The organism is Clostridium sp. ATCC 25772, assembly GCF_001573875.1.
GTDB lineage: Bacteria > Bacillota > Clostridia > Clostridiales > Clostridiaceae > Clostridium_J > Clostridium_J senegalense.
This window is the reverse complement of record NZ_LFRG01000001.1, coordinates 41,744-61,687: the sequence shown is the minus strand read 5'-3', so window position 1 is coordinate 61,687 and position 19,944 is coordinate 41,744. Positions and strand designations below refer to the sequence as shown.

The 19,944-nt window shown below is 26.9% G+C and carries 15 protein-coding genes; 1 reads left to right on the top strand and 14 read right to left on the bottom strand.

Annotated features, from left to right (window positions below; translation table 11 throughout):
* Nucleotide 1 precedes the first annotated feature (1 nt).
* From AZI32_RS00245 to AZI32_RS00180, 14 genes are all read right to left on the bottom strand, one after another.
* On the bottom strand, nt 2-1,030 hold the full coding sequence (locus AZI32_RS00245) for a glycosyltransferase family 2 protein (protein WP_061993920.1): 1,029 nt from the start codon (nt 1,028-1,030) through the stop codon (nt 2-4).
* 15 nt (nt 1,031-1,045) lie between these two features.
* Nucleotides 1,046-2,107: a UDP-N-acetylglucosamine 2-epimerase (non-hydrolyzing) gene (gene wecB / locus AZI32_RS00240; RefSeq protein ID WP_061993919.1), complete on the bottom strand. Its 1,062-nt coding sequence runs from the start codon at nt 2,105-2,107 to the stop codon at nt 1,046-1,048.
* Nucleotides 2,108-2,126: 19 nt separating this feature from the next.
* Nucleotides 2,127-3,224, bottom strand: a complete 1,098-nt coding sequence (locus tag AZI32_RS00235) for a glycosyltransferase (RefSeq protein WP_061993918.1) — start codon at nt 3,222-3,224, stop codon at nt 2,127-2,129.
* Between the two features lie 91 nt (nt 3,225-3,315).
* Entirely contained in the window at nt 3,316-4,671 is a 1,356-nt protein-coding gene (locus tag AZI32_RS00230; protein WP_061993917.1) for an O-antigen polymerase, read from the bottom strand.
* 1 nt (nt 4,672) lies between these two features.
* Nucleotides 4,673-5,749 (bottom strand): leucine-rich repeat domain-containing protein, encoded by a 1,077-nt coding sequence (locus AZI32_RS00225; protein ID WP_061993916.1) that lies wholly within the window; start codon nt 5,747-5,749, stop codon nt 4,673-4,675.
* Nucleotides 5,750-5,753: 4 nt separating this feature from the next.
* The gene (locus AZI32_RS00220; protein WP_061993915.1) at nt 5,754-7,058 is read right to left on the bottom strand and encodes a flippase; all 1,305 of its coding nucleotides are present in this window, start codon (nt 7,056-7,058) and stop codon (nt 5,754-5,756) included.
* Nucleotides 7,059-7,075: 17 nt separating this feature from the next.
* A complete protein-coding gene (locus AZI32_RS00215; RefSeq protein ID WP_061993914.1) occupies nt 7,076-8,140 on the bottom strand; it encodes a glycosyltransferase family 4 protein in 1,065 nt (354 codons plus the stop codon).
* Nucleotides 8,141-8,201: 61 nt separating this feature from the next.
* On the bottom strand, nt 8,202-8,942 hold the full coding sequence (locus AZI32_RS00210; RefSeq protein ID WP_199869229.1) for an acyltransferase: 741 nt from the start codon (nt 8,940-8,942) through the stop codon (nt 8,202-8,204).
* 27 nt (nt 8,943-8,969) lie between these two features.
* Nucleotides 8,970-10,076, bottom strand: a complete 1,107-nt coding sequence (locus AZI32_RS00205) for a Gfo/Idh/MocA family oxidoreductase (protein WP_061993912.1) — start codon at nt 10,074-10,076, stop codon at nt 8,970-8,972.
* 12 nt (nt 10,077-10,088) lie between these two features.
* Nucleotides 10,089-11,225: a glycosyltransferase family 4 protein gene (locus AZI32_RS00200; protein ID WP_061993911.1), complete on the bottom strand. Its 1,137-nt coding sequence runs from the start codon at nt 11,223-11,225 to the stop codon at nt 10,089-10,091.
* Between the two features lie 22 nt (nt 11,226-11,247).
* Nucleotides 11,248-12,447: a glycosyltransferase gene (locus AZI32_RS00195; RefSeq protein WP_061993910.1), complete on the bottom strand. Its 1,200-nt coding sequence runs from the start codon at nt 12,445-12,447 to the stop codon at nt 11,248-11,250.
* An 84-nt stretch (nt 12,448-12,531) separates the two neighbouring features.
* Nucleotides 12,532-13,851 carry a nucleotide sugar dehydrogenase gene (locus tag AZI32_RS00190; protein WP_061993909.1) on the bottom strand — a complete coding sequence of 440 codons (1,320 nt, stop codon included), beginning with the start codon at nt 13,849-13,851 and terminating at the stop codon, nt 12,532-12,534.
* A gap of 267 nt (nt 13,852-14,118) precedes the next feature.
* Complete coding sequence (locus tag AZI32_RS00185) at nt 14,119-15,960, bottom strand: nucleoside-diphosphate sugar epimerase/dehydratase (RefSeq protein ID WP_061993908.1); 1,842 nt, start codon at nt 15,958-15,960, stop codon at nt 14,119-14,121.
* 323 nt (nt 15,961-16,283) lie between these two features.
* Nucleotides 16,284-17,351 (bottom strand): tetratricopeptide repeat protein, encoded by a 1,068-nt coding sequence (locus AZI32_RS00180; RefSeq protein WP_061993907.1) that lies wholly within the window; start codon nt 17,349-17,351, stop codon nt 16,284-16,286.
* Nucleotides 17,352-18,422: 1,071 nt separating this feature from the next.
* Here AZI32_RS00180 and AZI32_RS00175 point away from each other — a divergent pair.
* Complete coding sequence (locus AZI32_RS00175; RefSeq protein ID WP_061993906.1) at nt 18,423-19,913, top strand: aminotransferase class I/II-fold pyridoxal phosphate-dependent enzyme; 1,491 nt, start codon at nt 18,423-18,425, stop codon at nt 19,911-19,913.
* Nucleotides 19,914-19,944: the final 31 nt, after the last annotated feature.

The window sequence follows — 19,944 nt, the reverse complement described above, 5'->3', positions numbered from 1 at the left end:
TCTATCTTGAAGTCTTAGTATTTTTATTTATCCTTTTATTTGACTTTAATACATAAAAATTTACTAATCCATCTAGAAATCCTATACCATAACTAAAATGTAATATAGGAAAAACTATGGGAATGTATTTTAAAAGCTTTCTTTTCCCTTTGGTTATCTTAAATGAAGATATTAAATCTCCTATTAAGTATAAAGCTAAAACTAACATCCAAATATAGAATATAGGTTTTAAAAATAAACTTAATATAGCTGCACCTATATTTCCCAAAACAAATGCCATTGGTACTAGATGTCTTATAGATGGTGTACCTCCATGCTTTTGCATTACTCTAACTTTCCAAAAACCATATTGAAAATATTGTCTCCAAAGTTTTTTAAAGGATCCTCTACTATAATATGTGGATTTAATTGTTGGAGATAGTAATATCTTATATCCACCTTTAGTAACTCTAAAGTTAATCTCATCATCTTGATTTCTAACTAATTCATCATCAAAATAACCTATATCTTCTAAAACTTCTCTTTTATATGCACCAAAGGCCACTGTATCTACAAACATTTCCTCTTTTGCATATCTAAATAATGCATTTCCTACACCAAACGGTGAACTCATTGCCAAGGCAATAGCTGTTCCTTTATCATTTTCACTAATAGTTTCTATGGGACCACCTACACAACCTACCTCTTTATTATTAAATAATAAATTCATATTATTTTCTACAAATTTTTCATCAGCATACGCATGAGCTCCAAATATTATTATACTATCAGCCTTACTATATCGTATTCCTTCATTCATAGCTTTAGGAGCTGTTAATCCTTTGTTATCAACTAAATGTATATTATCGTATTTATCTTCATATTCTTTAATTAAATCTCTCGTACCATCATCAGACATTCCATCGCAAACTAAAACTTCATATAAATCTTTAGGATATGTCTGATTCACAAAAGAATCTAAACATTCTTTTATGTAGTTTTTTTCATTTCTACAAGGAATGACTACTGAAACGGTATATCTATAATTCATGTAAACTCTCCTTTATTAATGGATACTAACTTCTAATAAATCATTTATCTTTTGACCTGCTTTTCCGTCTCCAAAAATATCTTCTTTTTCTTTTTTAGGAATAAAGTTTTTGATAGCGTCTAATATTTTTTCTTTATCTGTTCCAACTATTATATTCCATCCATTTTCAACAGTTTCAATCCATTCAGTTTCATCCCTCATAGTGATACATGGTTTACTCATAAAAAACGCTTCTTTTTGAACTCCACCACTATCAGTAACTATCTTTTTACTATTAGCTTCAAGTGAAAGCATATCTAAATATCCTATTGGATTTATTATTTTTATATTTTCATTAAACTTTAATCCATAATCATCCATATACTTTTTTGTTCTAGGATGTAATGGTAGGACTATATTTTCTTTACTTTCATTTAATGCTTCTATTATATTTCTTAATCTATCTATAGAATTAGTATTTTCAGCTCTATGTATAGTTGTCAATATATATTCATTTTTTTCTAATCCTAATTCACTTATTATTTTACTTTTTTGTGCTGCTATAGTCTTGAAATGTAATACAGCATCGAACATAACATCTCCAACATTATGAACACCATTATTTATACCTTCATTTTTTAAATTTAACTTTGCACTTTCAGTTGGAATAAATAAAAATTTAGAAATATGATCTGTAAGAATTCTATTTTGTTCCTCTGGCATATTTTTATTAAAACTTCTAAGTCCGGCTTCTACATGAGCTACTGGTATTAACATTTTACTAGCAACTAATGCACCTGCTAATGTAGAATTAGTATCGCCATATACTAAAACACAATCTGGTTTCTCTTTTTTATAAATTTCCTCTAGTTTCTCCATCATTTCTCCAGTTTGTTTACCATGTCCGCCTGAACCTACTGAAAGGTTATAATTAGGTTTAGGAATATTTAATTCCTCAAAAAATATTTCTGACATATTTGTATCATAATGTTGTCCTGTATGTATTAAAATTTCAGTATGTTTTTTTCTTAATATATTGGATACTGCTGCAGCCTTTATAAATTGTGGTCTAGCTCCAACTACAGTTACTATTTTCATAATTTATCTCACCTCTTAATTATTGTAAATCTCTAGATACTTGCAATGCTCTTGCTTTCCATGTGTTATCTTCTAATATATTTGATATATTCTTAACTTTATTAGATATTTCAATATTATTATTACCTATATTATTAAGTAATTCAATTAAATCTTCAACATTATAATCTATATTCCATCCAATATCATACTTTTCTACAAATTTAGCCGTAGCGGTTCCATTAGTTGCTATTATTGGTTTTTCATATTGCATATATTCAAAAAGTTTTAAAGGCATTGCAAAACTTCTATATTCAGATGGTTCAAAAAATAGACTTGCAATATCACTTTTTTTATAATAGGATTCCAACTCATTACCTGATTTATGAATAATTTCTATATTTCCAGTTAAATATTGTTCATATTTATCCTTTGATTTTTTCCATTCATTTTCCCTACAACATACTATAAGTTTTACATTTTTACATTTAGATACAGCTAAGAAAAGCTTTTCTAAATCGTATAACCCTGTTATTCCACCTACATAAAATATAGTTAGACTATTATCTTCAATAGAGTTCTTTACATTTATATCTTTCTTTAAATCTATTGCTGGAGGCAATTCTTTTACATTTAAATTCTTAATCTCATATATGTATTTTTTCATTTCCATTGAAGGTAAATATAAAATATCTAATATATTATTATATTTTTTTAAATCGTATTTATAAAAAAAGCTTGCAAATGTTCTTTTCAACAATCCAACACTTTCTTTATATATAGGAAATTTCCAATATATATCTCTATAAAATAGTCCTACCTTAAGATTATTCTTTTTACAAAACTTTAAAAATTCAAAATCTAAAGTTGGATATACTGGTAGATGGTGTTGTTCTGTCAATAGTGTTGGTTCTGTAGAACTCTCACTATAAACAAAATCATATTTCATTCCATTTTTTATATTATTTTTAACAATACTTATTTTTGTCTTTCTCTCTTTACCATATCCACTTATAATTTCTACATCATATCCTATTTCTTTAAATGCATTAATTATTTTAACTGGTCTTATTTGCGATCCTGATGGATGCTCTGTATTTATGTAAAATGGTAAATGGACTATACATTTTTTTTGCATATTTTCCTCCAAAATAAACTTTTTTATTAATAATATAAGATAAGCAAATCATAATTTTAAAATATTAATTATGTATGCTTATCTATATTTACTAGTTTCTTTTTAATGACTTTATATTTAACTTTTCAAATATGAACGTAGAGTATTTTATAAACATCAAAAGTGCTATTATACTAATAGTACTAGAACTATACATAAAATCACAGAATCCTGCTTGACTTGTTATTGCAAAATTTGATGTTAAAACTGCAAATAAAGTTATATTTATAGGATCTTTTTTGCATTTTAAGAATATTATAAATATACCTCCAAACAGTATACCCATGTATATTGCTGCAAATACCACACCTTTTACACCAAAATTAGCAAAAGCTTCTCCAATAAACATAGCATTCATAACTCCAGCTATACCTTTATATACATTTCTACTCCCATAATAAGTCATAACAACTCTAGCAGACCTTATATGACTTTGCCCTATACCTACCAATGACAATATTGTAGGCGAAAAACTACGTCCCATCAGTAACGGCAGTCCTGAAGTAAATAAATCTATATGGAATATTAGAGTAACTGCTTGAGTATATATAGTTCTTCCAAGTGGCCCTTCATAGATACTAAATATATGATTTAACCTTCCATTTAAAGCATACATAGCAAATATAATTGCTCCTAAAAATGCAACTAATGGAATAAATAATTTTAATTTTATTTCTCCTTTTACATATATGTATATAATTATAAATACAAATAAGTAAAATACCACTGGTGCCTTAGCAAAATTGTAAGTTTTTATTAAAATCGAACTTATGAATAATATAGAAAATAATATTTTCCACTTTTTATCTTTAACATTCATACAAAATGTAAATGCTAAATATGATAACATTGGTATGAATGTTAATACAAAAATATTTGCTACATATGATGTTATGTTTGATATTCTAATTCTTTCTAAAGCTAAATCCAAATTAGGATCTTTAAATATTAGTTTAAAGATTGGTATATAACCAATTCTAACAAACATATATGTCATTACCATTATGCAAAATGCTGATACAGCTGCTGTAATTAAAAATACATTTTTTTCATTACTTGTCTCAACTTCTTTTTTTAAATATATATCATAGTCTCTTTTAGCATCAACATTAAATATTTTTTCAATTAATAATATAGTTAATGGCATTACTATAATGGTAAACAATAATAAATAGAAAGTTTTATCTATATTTTTATCTTCTATAATATATCCAATCATATAGTGCTTTCTATCACCTAAATATGCTAAACTAACCCCTATATATGATTGTAAAATAATAAGATAAAAGGTATATGAAATTAAATTTAATTTATTAGGCATTAACGTACCTGATGCCTTATAAAATAAATAAGCAGAAAGTGCTAATCCTGAAAATATTAATATTAACTTGAAAAATATAATATCCATATTACTTATACCTTTCCTCTAGTAGATATAGTTTTGTTTCATCATCTGCTTGACTAAAATTATTAACTAAATGTTTTATAGGCTCTCTATTTATATGTTTATCTAAATAGATTTCATTAAGCTGCTTCATATTTGAGCATACACTTATATCCTTAACTTTAGTTAGCCTTATGTTTAGTATCTCTATATTTTCTAAACTAGCAAGTTGACTAATATCACTAATGTCATTATATGATATATTTAATTCTCTAAGATTCTTATTATTTTTTACAAAATCTATGTTAGTTAACTTATTATTTGATAATTGTAAAACTTCTAAATTTGTTAGTGGTGATAAATCAGGCATGTTAGAAATTCCATCATTATTCATCTTCAATTCTTCTAATGATGTTATTTTATTTATAGAATTTACATCATTTATATAATTAGATGTAATATCTAAAAATCTTAATTCTTTTAACTCCGTTAGAGATTCTATCGAATTTATTCTATTTAAAGTTAAATTCAATCTTTGTAAACTTTGAAGATTAGATAAAGATGTCACATCTGATACATTATTTTTAGCTAAATCTAATTCAACTAAATTATTTAAAGATGCCAATGAACTAATATCTGTAATATAATTATTAGTTAAACTTAAATTCATCAATGATTTAACATTCCCTAAAGGACTTATATCGTATATTTTATTATCATCAAACTTTAATGTATTAAGTTTATGCAATTTTGTTAATGGTTCCAAATTTTCTATTTTATTCTTATTTAAGTTTATCTCTTTTAAATTTTTAAAATTCTCTATACCAGTTAAATCTGTTATTTCATAATCTGCTAAATTTAAAACTGATACACGGTTAGTATCTTCAATATATAAACTTCTCCATCTAATTCCTAATTCATCTTTAATCGCTTTTTCTAATTTCTTATCTGGAAATTCTATTTTAAATGAATTGGGGTCAAATTTTCTCCATGTCATCATTAAAGTAATTATTAAACTTAAAATTACAATACTTACAATGGCTATAGAAAATTTATACTTTACTATTTTATCCTTAGATAATTTTAAATCCGCTTTTTTCATTTAATCACCTCTTAGCTAGCCTTGCTTTTATTGATTTTACTACTCTATCTTTTATACCTTTATCAATTTCACTAATTCCTAATAAATGCTTAGCCGAAATTTTTTCTTTAAATATATACATTCCCAAATATATAAAACCATATACCGTGTATGATATGGTAGATGCTATTGCAGCCCCATTAATACCCCATTTAGGAATTAATATTAAATTAAAGGCAAAATTAATCATAAATACTGAAAATGCAATAATCGTATGTATATATGGTTTTCCTATGCTTTGAAAATATCCTCCGGACACTTTTCCAATAGAAGCAAATGCTATACCTACAAATAATATTTGAGTGGGAAGTTGAGATGATGCATACTCCTCTCCATAAAGCCAAATAATTAATGGACTAAATAGTATTGCTCCTATAGAAAAAATTAGAGTAACATAGAAAACATACTTAACTGTAAGTGCAGTAGTAATTTTTCTTTGCTCATGTGCATCATCTGAAATATTATATAGTCTTCCAGTTATAGCAGTTCCTACGCTAGAGGGAATTAAAAATAACATCTCTGCTAAAGTAACAGATACGCTGTATATTCCTAATTGTACTTGTCCTAACATATCACGAACTAAAAATTGATCTAGCTTATAATTTAAGAAAACAAATAAGTTTCCTAAATATATCATTCCACCAAATTTAAGCTGCTCTATTAATAATTTTTTATCATAAGAACTTAAATTTAACTTATATGCTCTTACATTTCTAAATAATAAAGGTATTGTTATTAATATAAATATAAGTTGCACGCCTAAATAAGATACTAAGTTCAACCATCCTGTGAATACTAAAATAAGTAATACTGCTGTCTTCATAAAATTATTTTTTAAATTTATATTATTTGCCATGTATATTTTTTCATCAGCAACATAATAAGATGTAAATAAATTTGCAAATAATGATCCAATAATAGTAACTATCATTATTCCTATTATTAGCCAATTATAATTTAAATTTCCACCTATTTTCCATCCAATAATAATCATTGTAATTATTAAAGATATAGCAATTATTGTTAAAATGTTAGTATTAAATATATCCTGTGGCGAACTTTTACTTTTCTTATAGAAATAAGGTAACGAATATGTTATTCCTAAATGTCCATATTCTGATATGGTTGATATAATTAAAGTTAAATATGCCAAATCACCTTTTCCACTTGGACCTAATTGTCTTGTTATCAACAAGCTAGTAATAAATGAAAAACCCATTATCATTATTTGTGTGATAAAGTTACTAGCTATATTTTTTGCATAACTCAAATTCAAATACCTCCAAATTATAATCTTTCATATAAATCTGACATTGTTTTAACATTTTCTTCCCAATCATACACATCTAACACTACTCTTCTACCTTCTTTTCCCATTTCCTTAGCCACACGTCTATTCTTATATAAATATTCAATTTTATCGGCTAATTCATTTTCATTTTGTGGTTCAAATAGAAGTCCTGTTTCATTATCTTTTATAACTTCTTTTAATCCACCACAATTTGAAGCTATTACAGGTCTTTCACAAGCTGATGCCTCAATTGCAGATACTCCAAAGCTTTCACTTAATGAGCATAAACACATCACATCAACTTTATTTATATATTGCGGAACTTCTGTATTTTTAACTCTTCCAACAAATTCAACATTTTCATTTAAATTTAATTGTTCAGTAAGATTTATAAGGTTTTTTCGTTCACTACCATCACCAATAATTTTTAATTTTATATTGGTATCTTTTGTTCTATCAATAACCATTCTTAGAGCCTTTATTAAAGTATCTATGCTATAAATTTTTTCAAGACTTTTTGCTATACCTATAGTCATACTTTCTTTTTCAAAAATCTCTGATGTCTTACTAAATAAATTAACATCCACCCCAAAAGGTGTAATTACAATTTCTTTTTCACTATTATAGCTTTTTATTTCTTTTGCCATGTCATAACTTGTTGAACATAATACATCTGCTTTATTAAATACATAATTCAATATTTTTTTATATATACCATTCGATTTTGGGAAAAGATATACGTCACTTCCCCAAACTGAAACTACAAACGGTCTAACACCACTTACAGCTCCAAAAAAACCGTAACTAGATGCATAATAACTATGTAGTATGTCTGGATTTATCTTTTTTACAAGTTTTTTAACCTTATGCGCTAAGAAAATGTAACTACTTTTATTCTTATACATGGGCTTTAAAACATAGGTTTTTACGTTTCCACTATATTTATAGTCACTTTCCCTCATGCTTATTAAATGTATATCATAATTTAACCCTGAAAAATAATCTAACCATTTTTGTGTGTGAATGCTATCAGCATCTGCTAATATACATAACTTAGTCATATACACACCCCTTATTCTTTCATATTATCATACTAAATATAAAACTAACTTTTTTAAGTTATTATTGATTTTTTAAAAGTTGGTCTTCTGGAACTTCTCTAAATACTTTTGCTGGATTTCCTAATACTATTTTTTCCTTTGGGGCGTCTTTAGTTAAAACACTTCCTGCTGCTACTAACGCATCCTCTTCAACTATTTTTCCTGGTAAAATTACAGCTCCTGCTCCAATTCTGCCACCTTTTTTTACTGTTATTCCCTTAAACTTTCCAAATCTTTCTTTAGAACGGGCTGCATAATTATCATTTGATGTTGCAACACATGGTGCGATGAATACATTATCTTCAACTTCTGAATATGCTGTTAAATACACATTTGTTTGTATTTTGCAGTTATTCCCTACTTTGCAGAAGTTTTCAATAGTAGTACCTCTACCTATTATGTTCTTATCTCCTACAGTTACATTTTCTCTTATTGTTGCCATATCAGCTATAAGAGTTTTACTTCCGATAGTACATCCAGCATAAATTATAACAGATGCACCTATCAAACATTCATGTGAGATTTTAGCTGGTTCTAATTTTTCTTCATCTTTAAATATGCTATTTACACCTCTCATAGGCAACTTGCCAATAATTGTATTATCATCTATTCTTACACTTTCACCTATAACAGTTCCACTATGAATAACTACATTGTGTCCTATAATACAATTATCACCTATAACTACATCATCTTCTATAACAGCAAATCTTCCTATTTTTACATTTTGTCCGATTTTACTTTTATCTGAAATATAATTCATCATCGTTCTCACTTTCTACTTAAAAAATTAGTTTTTTAATTTTTTTATATCTTTCATTTCAATTGATGCGAAGTTTTCCATTGGGAACTTAACTGGCATTCCTGTTAATCTTGATTTGTAAGCTGCAAGAATTATTTCCATAGCTTTTTTTCCTTGTTCTCCACTAACTAATGGCTCTGTTCCATTATTTATAGCATCTATAACATCTTTAAATAATGCTGTATGTCCAGCACCATAAACATTGTCAACTTCACCTGATGCTTCTTTTATTACATCTTCTTCTTTTTCTAATTCGTCTTCAAATCTCCAAGTTTCAATTTTATTAACAGCCATTCCACCTATGCATACTGCTGCTTTTTCTCCAAAAACGCTTAAAGTTTCTTCTAAATTTTTAGGGAATACACATGCACTACCTTCAACAATTCCTATAGCTCCATTTTTAAATCTTATTACTATAGCTCCAAAATCTTCTGCCTCTATATCTCTTAAGAATGTGTCACATTGAGCATATACTGTATCTACTTCTCCACCTAACATCCATTGAAGAAGATCTATATTATGTATGCATTGATTCATTAATGTACCACCATCTTGAGCCCAAGTTCCTCTCCATGGTGCTTGCTCATAGTATCCCATATTTCTATTCCAAAGTATTCTTGCTGTACCATTTACAAGTCTACCAAATCTATCTGCTTCTATTGCACTTCTTAATTTTTGTATTGGTGCATTAAATCTATTTTGATGAGATATAGATAGAGTAACATTATTATTTTTAGCAACAGCTATCATTTCATTAGCATCTTTTACAGATAAAGCCATTGGTTTTTCAACTATAGCGTTTATTCCCTTATTCATGCAATATATTGCTATCTCTGGATGATATCCACTTTCAGTAGCAATGTATACTATATCAATTTCCATATCTTCAATCATTTTTTTATAATCTGTATATACTTTAACATCACATTCACAATTCATATTTTTTATATATTCATCTTTTTTAGCGATAGCTTTTTCTTCTGCTACATCACAAGTGGCTACTAAAACAGCCTCTTCTTTATTATTTATTATAGCTTCTACGCCCTTGTAAGATATTCTTCCACAACCTATAACCGCAAATTTAAATTTTTTCATAATAATTCCCTCCTACGCTTCTCTATTACAAAGTTCTTCATATATTTTCCATAATTTTTCTTCTTCTTTTTTCCAATTAAACTTTTCTTTTATAGAATATATACCGTTATTACCCATTTCGTCTCTTAATTTATCATCTTGCAAAAGACGAATAACGTTTTCTGCTAGTTCATTTTCATCCTCTGGATTAACTACTAATCCTGAATTGTATGCAGTAATATAATCCTTTATAGGTGGCATATAACTTCCGATTACAGGTATACCACAACTCATATATTCAAATTGTTTAGTAGGTATATTTTTAAAGTATTTAGGTAATGGTAATAATGTAACTAATCCTATTTTAGATTTATACATATATTCTCTTACCATTGCATGTTTTACTTTTCCTGTGAATTCTACATTTTTTTCTAAGTTATTATCCTTAATATATTCTTTTAAAATATCTTCACACTTATCATAACCAAAGGGACCTACAAATATCATTTTTATATCTTTATATTTATATTTATTTTTAATTATATTAACAGTCTTAAGAATTTGTAATGCTCCTCTTTCGATTGTAATTCCTCCCTGATAAATCATATCATATTTTTTTTCTACATCATATTTCTTTTCAGGAATAAATTGTGTAAAGTTATGGATTACCTCTACATTTTTATTTACTACCTTAAATCTTTTTTCAACTGCTTCATCTGCAGTAATTATATAGTCAAATCCCTTTGAAATAATAAGTTCAGTCTTATCTACAAAAAATGTAGATAAAGGTCTTATCACCTTTGGTATCTTATTTGACATATTAGCCATATCCGGATAATGCTCATGAACATCATAAATTATTTTGCAATTAGGTAATTTCTTTTTTATTTTTTTTGCTTTATATATAATTTCAAAATCATGAAAATGATATATATCTGCTTTTTCTTCTATGGCCCTATCTATTAATTCCTCTAGAATTAGAAATCTATCTTTTAAATTTTTAGGCTTTGTTATACCTACTACTTTTATACCATCAATTTCGTGAATTCCTTTTTCATATGGTGCAACTATGGTTATATCCTTATATTTTTTTAAAAGAGATTTCGCTTCCTTATGAAATATTCTAGAGTCTGTTGGACTATGACCAGTTGTGAGTATACATATTTTCATCACCTAAGCTCCTATTCACTTTTTATTGATACAATCTTAAGTATTCACTATATAAACTATTAGCACTTTGAGTCCAAGTATATTTAGTTTCAACTTTTATTTTAGCATTTCTTTCTATGTCTTTTCTTATGCTATCATTTTCTAGTACATATTTCATTTTATTTGTTAAGTCTTCTAAATTTCTTGGTTCCATCAATATACCATCTTTAAAATTTTCTATTACATCTTCAATTCCTTCACCCTTACACCCTATTACTAACTTTTCATGTGCCATAGCCTCTATATAAACCACTCCAAAACCTTCTTTATAACTAGGTAACACAAAAATATAACAATTCTTCATATATTCCATAACTATATTATGAGGTAATGCACCTTTAAAGATAACTTTATCTGCAACACCATTTTCAAAAGCTAGCTTCTCTAAATTTTCTCTTTCAATTCCTCTTCCTATAATAACTAAATTTAAATCTTCATAATCATTATGTATATCTGAAAAAGCTTTTATAGCATAATCTATACCTTTAGTTTTTATTAAATTACCAACAACTAAAATATATCTTTTCCCGTGAAATTCCTGGGATATACTTTTGCTTTTTTTTGATACAATATCATTTAACTCTATACCATTAGGTATAACTGCATAATTATTTTTTTGCCCAGTTATATTCTCCGCTTCTCTTTTTAATTTATTACTTACAAATATAACCTTATTTGATTTTTCAAATACATGAACCACTTTATTTTTAAAATCCTCATCTAAATTAACTGTATAATTCATATCTTGACCGTGTATTGTTGTTAATAAAGGCTTATTAAAATGTTCATTTAACATAATAGCTCCATATCCATCTGGTAATGCTACATGTGCGTGTATTAAATCAAACTTGAACTCTTTATATAATTTTGATGTTATCTTTTTAATTCCTTTATATAAAATTTTACCTGAAGATCTAAAATTTAAATTTTTAGGTAGAAAAACTACTCTAGGATAAAAAACTTCTATCCCTTCCCATACAGTCTTTTTAGGTATACTATAATATCCTTTATATTTCTTTGAAAGTAATGTAAGTATGTATGGTGTATAAGGAATTGGTGATATAACTTTTATATTCACATTTTCCTTAGAGCTTTTTAATGCTTTAACTTGTTTATGAATAAATATCCCATTATTTTCATTATAATTATTAGGATACATATGAGATATTACTAGTATATTCATAAAATTTCTCCCCGTTTTTTATTAGATAAAGCACATAGTTAATAACCCTATGTGCTTCAATTTCAAACAAAGTGCAATAATTAATTATAGTTTGTTTATCTTATGTCTATTGTTTTTAACATTTTTAGTAGCATTTCTAGTATCATATAATAAGTTAGCTTTTTCAACTATTGCTTCATAATCATAACAAGTATGGTCTGTAGTTATAAGAACTATATCTGCACTTTCTATTTCCTTTTCCCACTCAACTGATACATATTCTTTACCTTTATGTTTAAATGATGGGATATATGGATCATTTACTAAAACATTTGCACCTTTTTTCTCTAATAATTCTATTACTTTTAGTGTTGGAGATTCTCTCATATCATCGATATCTTTCTTATAAGCAGCTCCCATAACTAATACTTTAGAACCATTAAGTGCTTTTTTATCTCCATTTAATAGATTCATAACATTTTCAATAACAAACTCTGGCATAGAGTCATTTATTATTCCTGAAGTCTCTATTAATTGAGTGTGATAATCATACTCCTTTGCTTTCCATTCTAGGTAGAACGGATCTAGTGGTATACAGTGTCCACCTAATCCTGGACCTGGATAGAATGCCATGAAACCATAAGGTTTTGTTTTTGCTGCATCTATAACTTCCCAAACATCTATTCCCATTCTCTTGCATAATATAGCCATTTCATTAGCTAATGCTATATTTATATTTCTAAATGTGTTTTCAAGTATTTTTTCCATCTCTGCAACTGCCGGACATGAAACTTCCATTATCTCTCCTTCTAATACATTTCTGTATAGTTGAGCAGCTACTTCTGTACAACAAGTTGTACATCCTCCAACAACTTTTGGAGTATTTTTAGTATTGAAATCTTTATTACCTGGATCAACTCTTTCTGGTGAGAATGCTAGGAAGAAATCTTCTCCACATTTTAATCCAGTTTCTTCTAATATAGGTTTTATAACCTCTTCTGTAGTTCCTGGGTATGTAGTACTTTCTAGAACAACTAACATTCCTTTATGTAAATATTTAGCTACGCTTTTAGTTGAACTTACAACATATGATAAATCTGGTTGTTTGTATAAATCTAATGGTGTAGGTACAGCTATACATACAGTATCAACTTCTGAAACAAAACTAAAATCTGTTGTAGCTTTTAATTTTCCTTCTTTAACTAAGTTAGCTAAATCGTCATCAACTACATCGCCTATGTAGTTACGTCCTTCATTTACCATTGCAACCTTTTGATCTTGAACATCAAAACCGATTACTTCGTAGCCAACTTTAGCCTTTTCTACTGCTAATGGTAATCCAACATAACCTAAGCCAACTACCCCTAATTTAGCAGTTTTATTTTTTAGTTTTAATAATAATTCTTCTTTTAATTTATTTGACATTTTACTTCCTCCTAATTCAAGTTAGACTAATCTATTTTGCACTACTTTTGAAAAAACTCTTTTAACTTATCAGTTGCATATGCTACTAATTGAAAGTTATTTCTGGACATAGTGGTAAAGCAAATGTTTAGTACTATTATCTTATATAATCTATAAATTGTATTTTTACTGATTTAAATTATAAATAAATATTATAGATTTAGTTTTATCAGTTATATGTTTTTCTATACTATTTAATCTTATATACCGTATTTCAATTATTTTATATTAATTTTGTTTTCTTTTATATGTTGGGATTTTTTTTTCTAGTAAAGATATTATATCTTCTTTTTCTATTTTTTGCACTTCTCTAAATTCATCAACAGACTTTTCTATAAATTTCATATCAACATCCATAGGTTTTTCAATGAATATTTTTTTATGGTCTGTAGATGTTAATGCAACCTCATCCATTAAAAGTTCTTCATATAGTTTTTCTCCTGGTCTTAATCCTACATACTCTATTTTAATATCTATATCTGGCTTAAAGCCTGAAAGGCTTATCAAATCCTTTGCTAAATCAGCCATTTTTACAGGTTTACCCATATCTAATACAAATATTTCTCCACCTTTAGCCATTCCACCAGCTTGTATAACAAGTTGAGCAGCTTCTGGTATAGTCATAAAAAATCTTGTTATCTCAGGATGTGTAACTGTAACAGGTCCTCCATTTGCTATCTGCTTTTTAAATAATGGTATAACTGATCCGTTACTACCTAACACATTTCCAAACCTTACAGCAACAAATTCAGTTTTACTTATTTTATCAAATGCTTGAATTATAAGTTCACAAAATCTTTTAGTTGCACCCATAACGTTTGTTGGGTTTACTGCCTTATCTGTACTTATTTGAACAACTCTTTTTACCTTAAACTCATCACAACACTTCATAAGATTATATGTTCCTACAATATTATTTTTTATTGCTTCCGCTGGATTATTTTCCATTAACGGAACATGCTTATGTGCTGCTGCATGAAATACAACATCTGGTTTATAATTACTAAATACTTCTCTTAATCTTTCCATATCTCTAATTGATGCTATAATAACTTTTTTCTCTTGTTGTGGATGATTTCTATTCAACTCCATTTCTAAGTCATATGCATTATTTTCATAAATATCAAGTATTACTAATAATCTTGGTTTAAACTTTACTATTTGTCTACATAACTCAGAACCTATGGATCCACCTCCACCAGTTACTAATACTACTCTGTCTTTTATATACTTATCAACATTTTCATTATCCAACTTAATTTGTTCTCTGCCTAAAAGATCCTCTATATTTACATCTCTAAGTTGTCCCATGCTAAAATTATCATTCATAAGTTCATATACACCTGGAACTGTTTTTAATTTGCATTTAGTTTCTTTGCATATGTTTAATATTTCCTTTTTATCATGTAATTCTACTGATGGCATTGCTAAAATTATTTCTTCAACTTTATAATCATTGCAAGCTTTTACTATAGACTTTCTTCCACCTAATACTTTTATTCCATTAATACGCTTTCCTTTTTTATTCTCATTGTCATCTATAATTCCAACTATATTGTAGCTCAAATCCGAATGTTTTTTTACCTCTTTTATAATTAAAGCTCCAGCATCACCTGCGCCAATTAAAAGAGTATTAACTTTTTTTCCACAAATTCCTTTTGGTGTTTCTTTATTACTTAATAATCTTAGTATAAACCTAAGACCGCCTAAGCTTAAAACACTTAACACCCAAAAAATTATATGAACATTCATAGGAAATCTATAATATGGACTTCTTAAAAATGTATAACTTATATAGTAGCTATAAATCACAAACACTATATTTGTTAAACTAACAGAATATACTATAGAAAACAATTCATCAATAGATGCATATTTCCATATATTATCATACAACTTAAATATTTTATTGAAAAATAATGTGAAAATAATAAGTGGTATTATAGAGACCTTAAAAAATAACTGATAGTTTTTTGTAATATTAAAATCAAATCTTAAAACTAAGGCTATATACAATGATAATATTACGAACAAAATATCTAATATCATTATTCTTTTGTCATTTTTCATAATTTCACTTCCTAAGCCTTTATATTGTTTAATACAAATTTTATTCATATCATTTTATTTAAAGGATTCTTATTCTATAAATAATCTTATTCTTAATTAATAAAAATTCATAAAAAACTGTTATTATATCAATTGTTCAAATCCCTTTATAATTTTACAACATTTTTGCAATAAATCAACTGCTTTTTTAACCTTTTAATGCCATTTTACCATTGTTATTGTCATTTTTCATTATAATTTTAGCATTTATATAAAATCCATTCTATTTAAATCTGATTTTTTCTTTGTTAATTGAAACATTTTTTACATTTTACATTGGAAGATTAATTAAGATTTAATTTTTTTATTTCCTTTAATACTTCATCTTCTGGATTAATTTTTTCTGCCAACTCTAAATGAACTTTCGCCTGTTCCATGTCCCCTAAGTTTAAATAACACATAATTAAATTAGTACATATATCTACTTCTTTTGTAACTTCAAATGCTGCTCTAAAATATCTTATTGCATTTTGATAATCACCGATACATGCAAGATTTATTCCTAATTCATTAACTACAGCTACATCGTCACTATTTATTGCTTGAGCTTCATTTAAATAATATATAGCTTTTTCATTATTCTCTAAAACTCTATATGCAATAGCAACATAATAATAAATTTCTACTGTATTTCCTAATTGGTCTATTAAGGGTAACAATATTTCTAAAGCTGCCTTAGGATCTTCATAGACTAACTCTTTACCATCTTCATATTTCCCTATTATTTCAAGGGAATTTTTAAACTCTAAAACATCATTTGTTTGTTCTCCACCTAAAGAAATATACTGATTTATAGCAAATAATGCACCTTCTAAATCTTTATCTTCTTTTTTTAGTATTGCTTCATAAAAATATGGCGTGCTGAAATCATCTATTTTTTTACATTCTTCTATCAATAGAAGTTCTTCTTCTTTATATTTAGTATTTTTATTTCTTAATCCATCCAATAATAATAGCGCTTTATTATAGTTTTCTTTTGCTTTTTCTATTTCTAAAAGCCCCTTCAATAATATATATGCATCCTCATATTTTTCATTTTTTACATTATTAAATATGATACCTTTAATAAATTTCACGCTACCATCTATATCCCTTATTATTTCTTTGTATACTTCATTAAACTTAAATTTTTTATCACAGCCTAGAACAAAAAATATTCCTTCTAAAAATAATGTTACTGGAATGTTTTTTAAATCATCTCCATCTTTTGCCTTTCCAACTACATCTTCACTTCTTACTGGTAAATAAACATTTTCCTTAAATTCATAAGAATTAAATTTAGTTCCCTCTTTTATTTCCAAAAATAAAATTTTTGACAATTTGTTTAAAAAATGACTTTCTATATTATTCATAGTTCACCATCCTAATCTAAATGTTTAAATTAATGTATTAAAAACTCAATTTACTGTAAACTAAGTTTAATAATACGATTTTTAAAATTATAAAATCTAAATCTACATTATTTAAGTTGTTATTTAAAAATATTTCATTTAAGTATATTACCATATGAAAACAATATTATACAAAATATAATTTTCATAAAATATTTTTATTATATTTACTTAAATCTAAAACTTTACAATTCCTTTTAAATATTATACAACATAGTATGTTGAAATAAAAATATTAATAAATACAACTAAAATTCATTTATAGGGAATTATATCATACAATATTAAAATATACCTAATAAAATAATATATATTGCAAAATATATATTAATGAATATTATATAAAATTGTAAAATAATATCTTAATACTCTAATAAAGAAAAAATTTTAAAATTAACCTAAACAATATATTAATGAATAGTTATTGCTATTTTTTAGTTGGATTCAAAGTCTTAATGTATAAGTTAAATTTGGAATTTTATATTAAAGTAAAATCTATTGCATTTACAATTTTATTATCTTATAATTAATTTGTTTTAAATTAAGGAACAATAAATAGTTGCTAAATTTATTGAAAAAAGTAATTAAATATACGTAAAGTCCATCATGACTATAAAATACTTTTATCTTTTCATCGAAAAAGGTTACGAAATAAGCGAAAAACAAATATTAACAGAGCGAAAGTACTGTTATAACTATAGAGTAGAATCTTGATAATGCTTATTGGTAAATAGAAAGGAGATGGAATGCTACGAGCCTATAAATAATCATATTAAAAAAGATTTTATAGGTATGTATCGTTGTCTAGATGGGAATTTACACCTTTGAAGTGCTGTATCAACCAAAGTAGCTTATGCAAAATGGAATACGTTGAATAAGGAATAATCTCAATATGGGTATCTTTGTCCATATTTTGAGTAGCAGTAAAACATGTTTTTGCAAAAACATGTTTTATATATTCATTGTAAAAATTATATTTCTACGCTTAACAAGCATTGAGATGCTTTATTTATAGAGAAAGAGGGGATTAGATTGTATAAGTTAAATCAACATGAAACACCGCTATTTGACGCCCTAATGGAATATGTTAATAGAGATACTCTACCATTCCATGTTCCTGGACATAAAAAAGGCATTGGTGCCTATAAAGAATTCAAGGATTTTATGGGTGAAAATCCTTTTAAAATTGATGTTACTGTTTTTAAACTTGTTGATAGTTATCACCATCCAACAGGTCCTATAAAAAAAGCTCAAGAACTTGCAGCTGATGCTTATGGTTCAGATTCTTGCTTTTTCTCAGTACACGGTACATCTGGGGCTATCCAAGCAATGATACTTTCTGTTGTAGGTGCTGGAGATAAGATTATAATCCCTAGAAATGTACATAAATCTATAACTGGAGGAATTATTTTAGCTGGTGCAATACCTGTTTATATGCAACCTGAGCTAGATAAAAGACTTGGTATAGCTCATGGTGTTTCTCCTGAAACTGTAGAAAGTACTTTAAAAGAACATCCAGATGCTAAAGCTGTTTTAATTATTAATCCAACCTATTATGGTGTTGCTACAGATATAAATAAAATTGCAGATATTGTGCATTCATATGATATACCATTGATAGTAGATGAAGCACATGGACCTCATCTAAACTTCAATGAAAAACTTCCAATGTCTGCTATGGAGGCTGGTGCTGATATATGTGCTCAAAGTACTCATAAAATTATTGGAGCTTTAACTCAAGGATCTTTACTTCAAGTTCGTTCTAAAAGAATAAACATTGGAAGAGTTAGACAAGTTATAAATTTAATGCATACAACATCACCATCTTATATCCTTATGGCTTCTCTAGACACTGCTAGAAAGCAAATTGCTTTGGAAGGAAAAGAACTTTTAGATAAAACAATAGAACTTTCAAATTATGTTCGTGAAGAAATAAATAAAATTCCTGGTTTTTATTGTTTTGGCGAAGAAATACTTGGGAAATCAGGTGCTTATGCTTTCGATCCTACTAAAATAACTATAACTTGTAGAGATTTAGGTATAACTGGATATGATTTAGATATGATTTTATCAAATAAGTATCATATTCAAATGGAGCTTTCAGACTTATATAATATTCTTATTGTAGGTTCCTTTGGTGATACAAAAGATGGCATGGAAAGATTACTTATTGCATTAAGAGAAATAAGTGATGAATATTACGGAAAAGGTGCTAAAAAAGCTGATTTTATAGATATACCACCAATTCCAGAGCAAATGCAAATACCAAGTGAAGCATTTAATAGTGTTAATACACCTGTTAAAATTTCTGATAGTGTTGGAATGATAAGCGGCGAATTTTTAATGGCTTATCCTCCTGGAATACCAGTACTTTGTCCTGGTGAAAAAATTACACAAGAAATAATAAATTATGTTCAAAAACTAAAAGACACCGGTCTTTATGTTCAAGGGACTGAAGACCCTAATGTTGAATATATAAAAGTAGTTAAAGAAGAAGATGCTGTTTATATAGACGTAAATTAAAATAAGCTCTAGAATTTTAATAATTCTAGAG

Excerpts from the sequence above, each read along its gene's own strand:
- AZI32_RS00245 (WP_061993920.1), bottom strand. The coding sequence starts at position 1,030 with ATGAATTATAGATATACCGTTTCAGTAGTCATTCCTTGTAGAAATGAA.
- wecB (WP_061993919.1), bottom strand. The coding sequence starts at position 2,107 with ATGAAAATAGTAACTGTAGTTGGAGCTAGACCACAATTTATAAAGGCT.
- AZI32_RS00235 (WP_061993918.1), bottom strand. The coding sequence starts at position 3,224 with ATGCAAAAAAAATGTATAGTCCATTTACCATTTTACATAAATACAGAG.
- AZI32_RS00230 (WP_061993917.1), bottom strand. The coding sequence starts at position 4,671 with ATGGATATTATATTTTTCAAGTTAATATTAATATTTTCAGGATTAGCA.
- AZI32_RS00225 (WP_061993916.1), bottom strand. The coding sequence starts at position 5,749 with ATGAAAAAAGCGGATTTAAAATTATCTAAGGATAAAATAGTAAAGTAT.
- AZI32_RS00215 (WP_061993914.1), bottom strand. The coding sequence starts at position 8,140 with ATGACTAAGTTATGTATATTAGCAGATGCTGATAGCATTCACACACAA.
- AZI32_RS00210 (WP_199869229.1), bottom strand. The coding sequence starts at position 8,942 with ATGAATTATATTTCAGATAAAAGTAAAATCGGACAAAATGTAAAAATA.
- AZI32_RS00205 (WP_061993912.1), bottom strand. The coding sequence starts at position 10,076 with ATGAAAAAATTTAAATTTGCGGTTATAGGTTGTGGAAGAATATCTTAC.
- AZI32_RS00200 (WP_061993911.1), bottom strand. The coding sequence starts at position 11,225 with ATGAAAATATGTATACTCACAACTGGTCATAGTCCAACAGACTCTAGA.
- AZI32_RS00195 (WP_061993910.1), bottom strand. The coding sequence starts at position 12,447 with ATGAATATACTAGTAATATCTCATATGTATCCTAATAATTATAATGAA.
- AZI32_RS00190 (WP_061993909.1), bottom strand. The coding sequence starts at position 13,851 with ATGTCAAATAAATTAAAAGAAGAATTATTATTAAAACTAAAAAATAAA.
- AZI32_RS00185 (WP_061993908.1), bottom strand. The coding sequence starts at position 15,960 with ATGAAAAATGACAAAAGAATAATGATATTAGATATTTTGTTCGTAATA.
- AZI32_RS00180 (WP_061993907.1), bottom strand. The coding sequence starts at position 17,351 with ATGAATAATATAGAAAGTCATTTTTTAAACAAATTGTCAAAAATTTTA.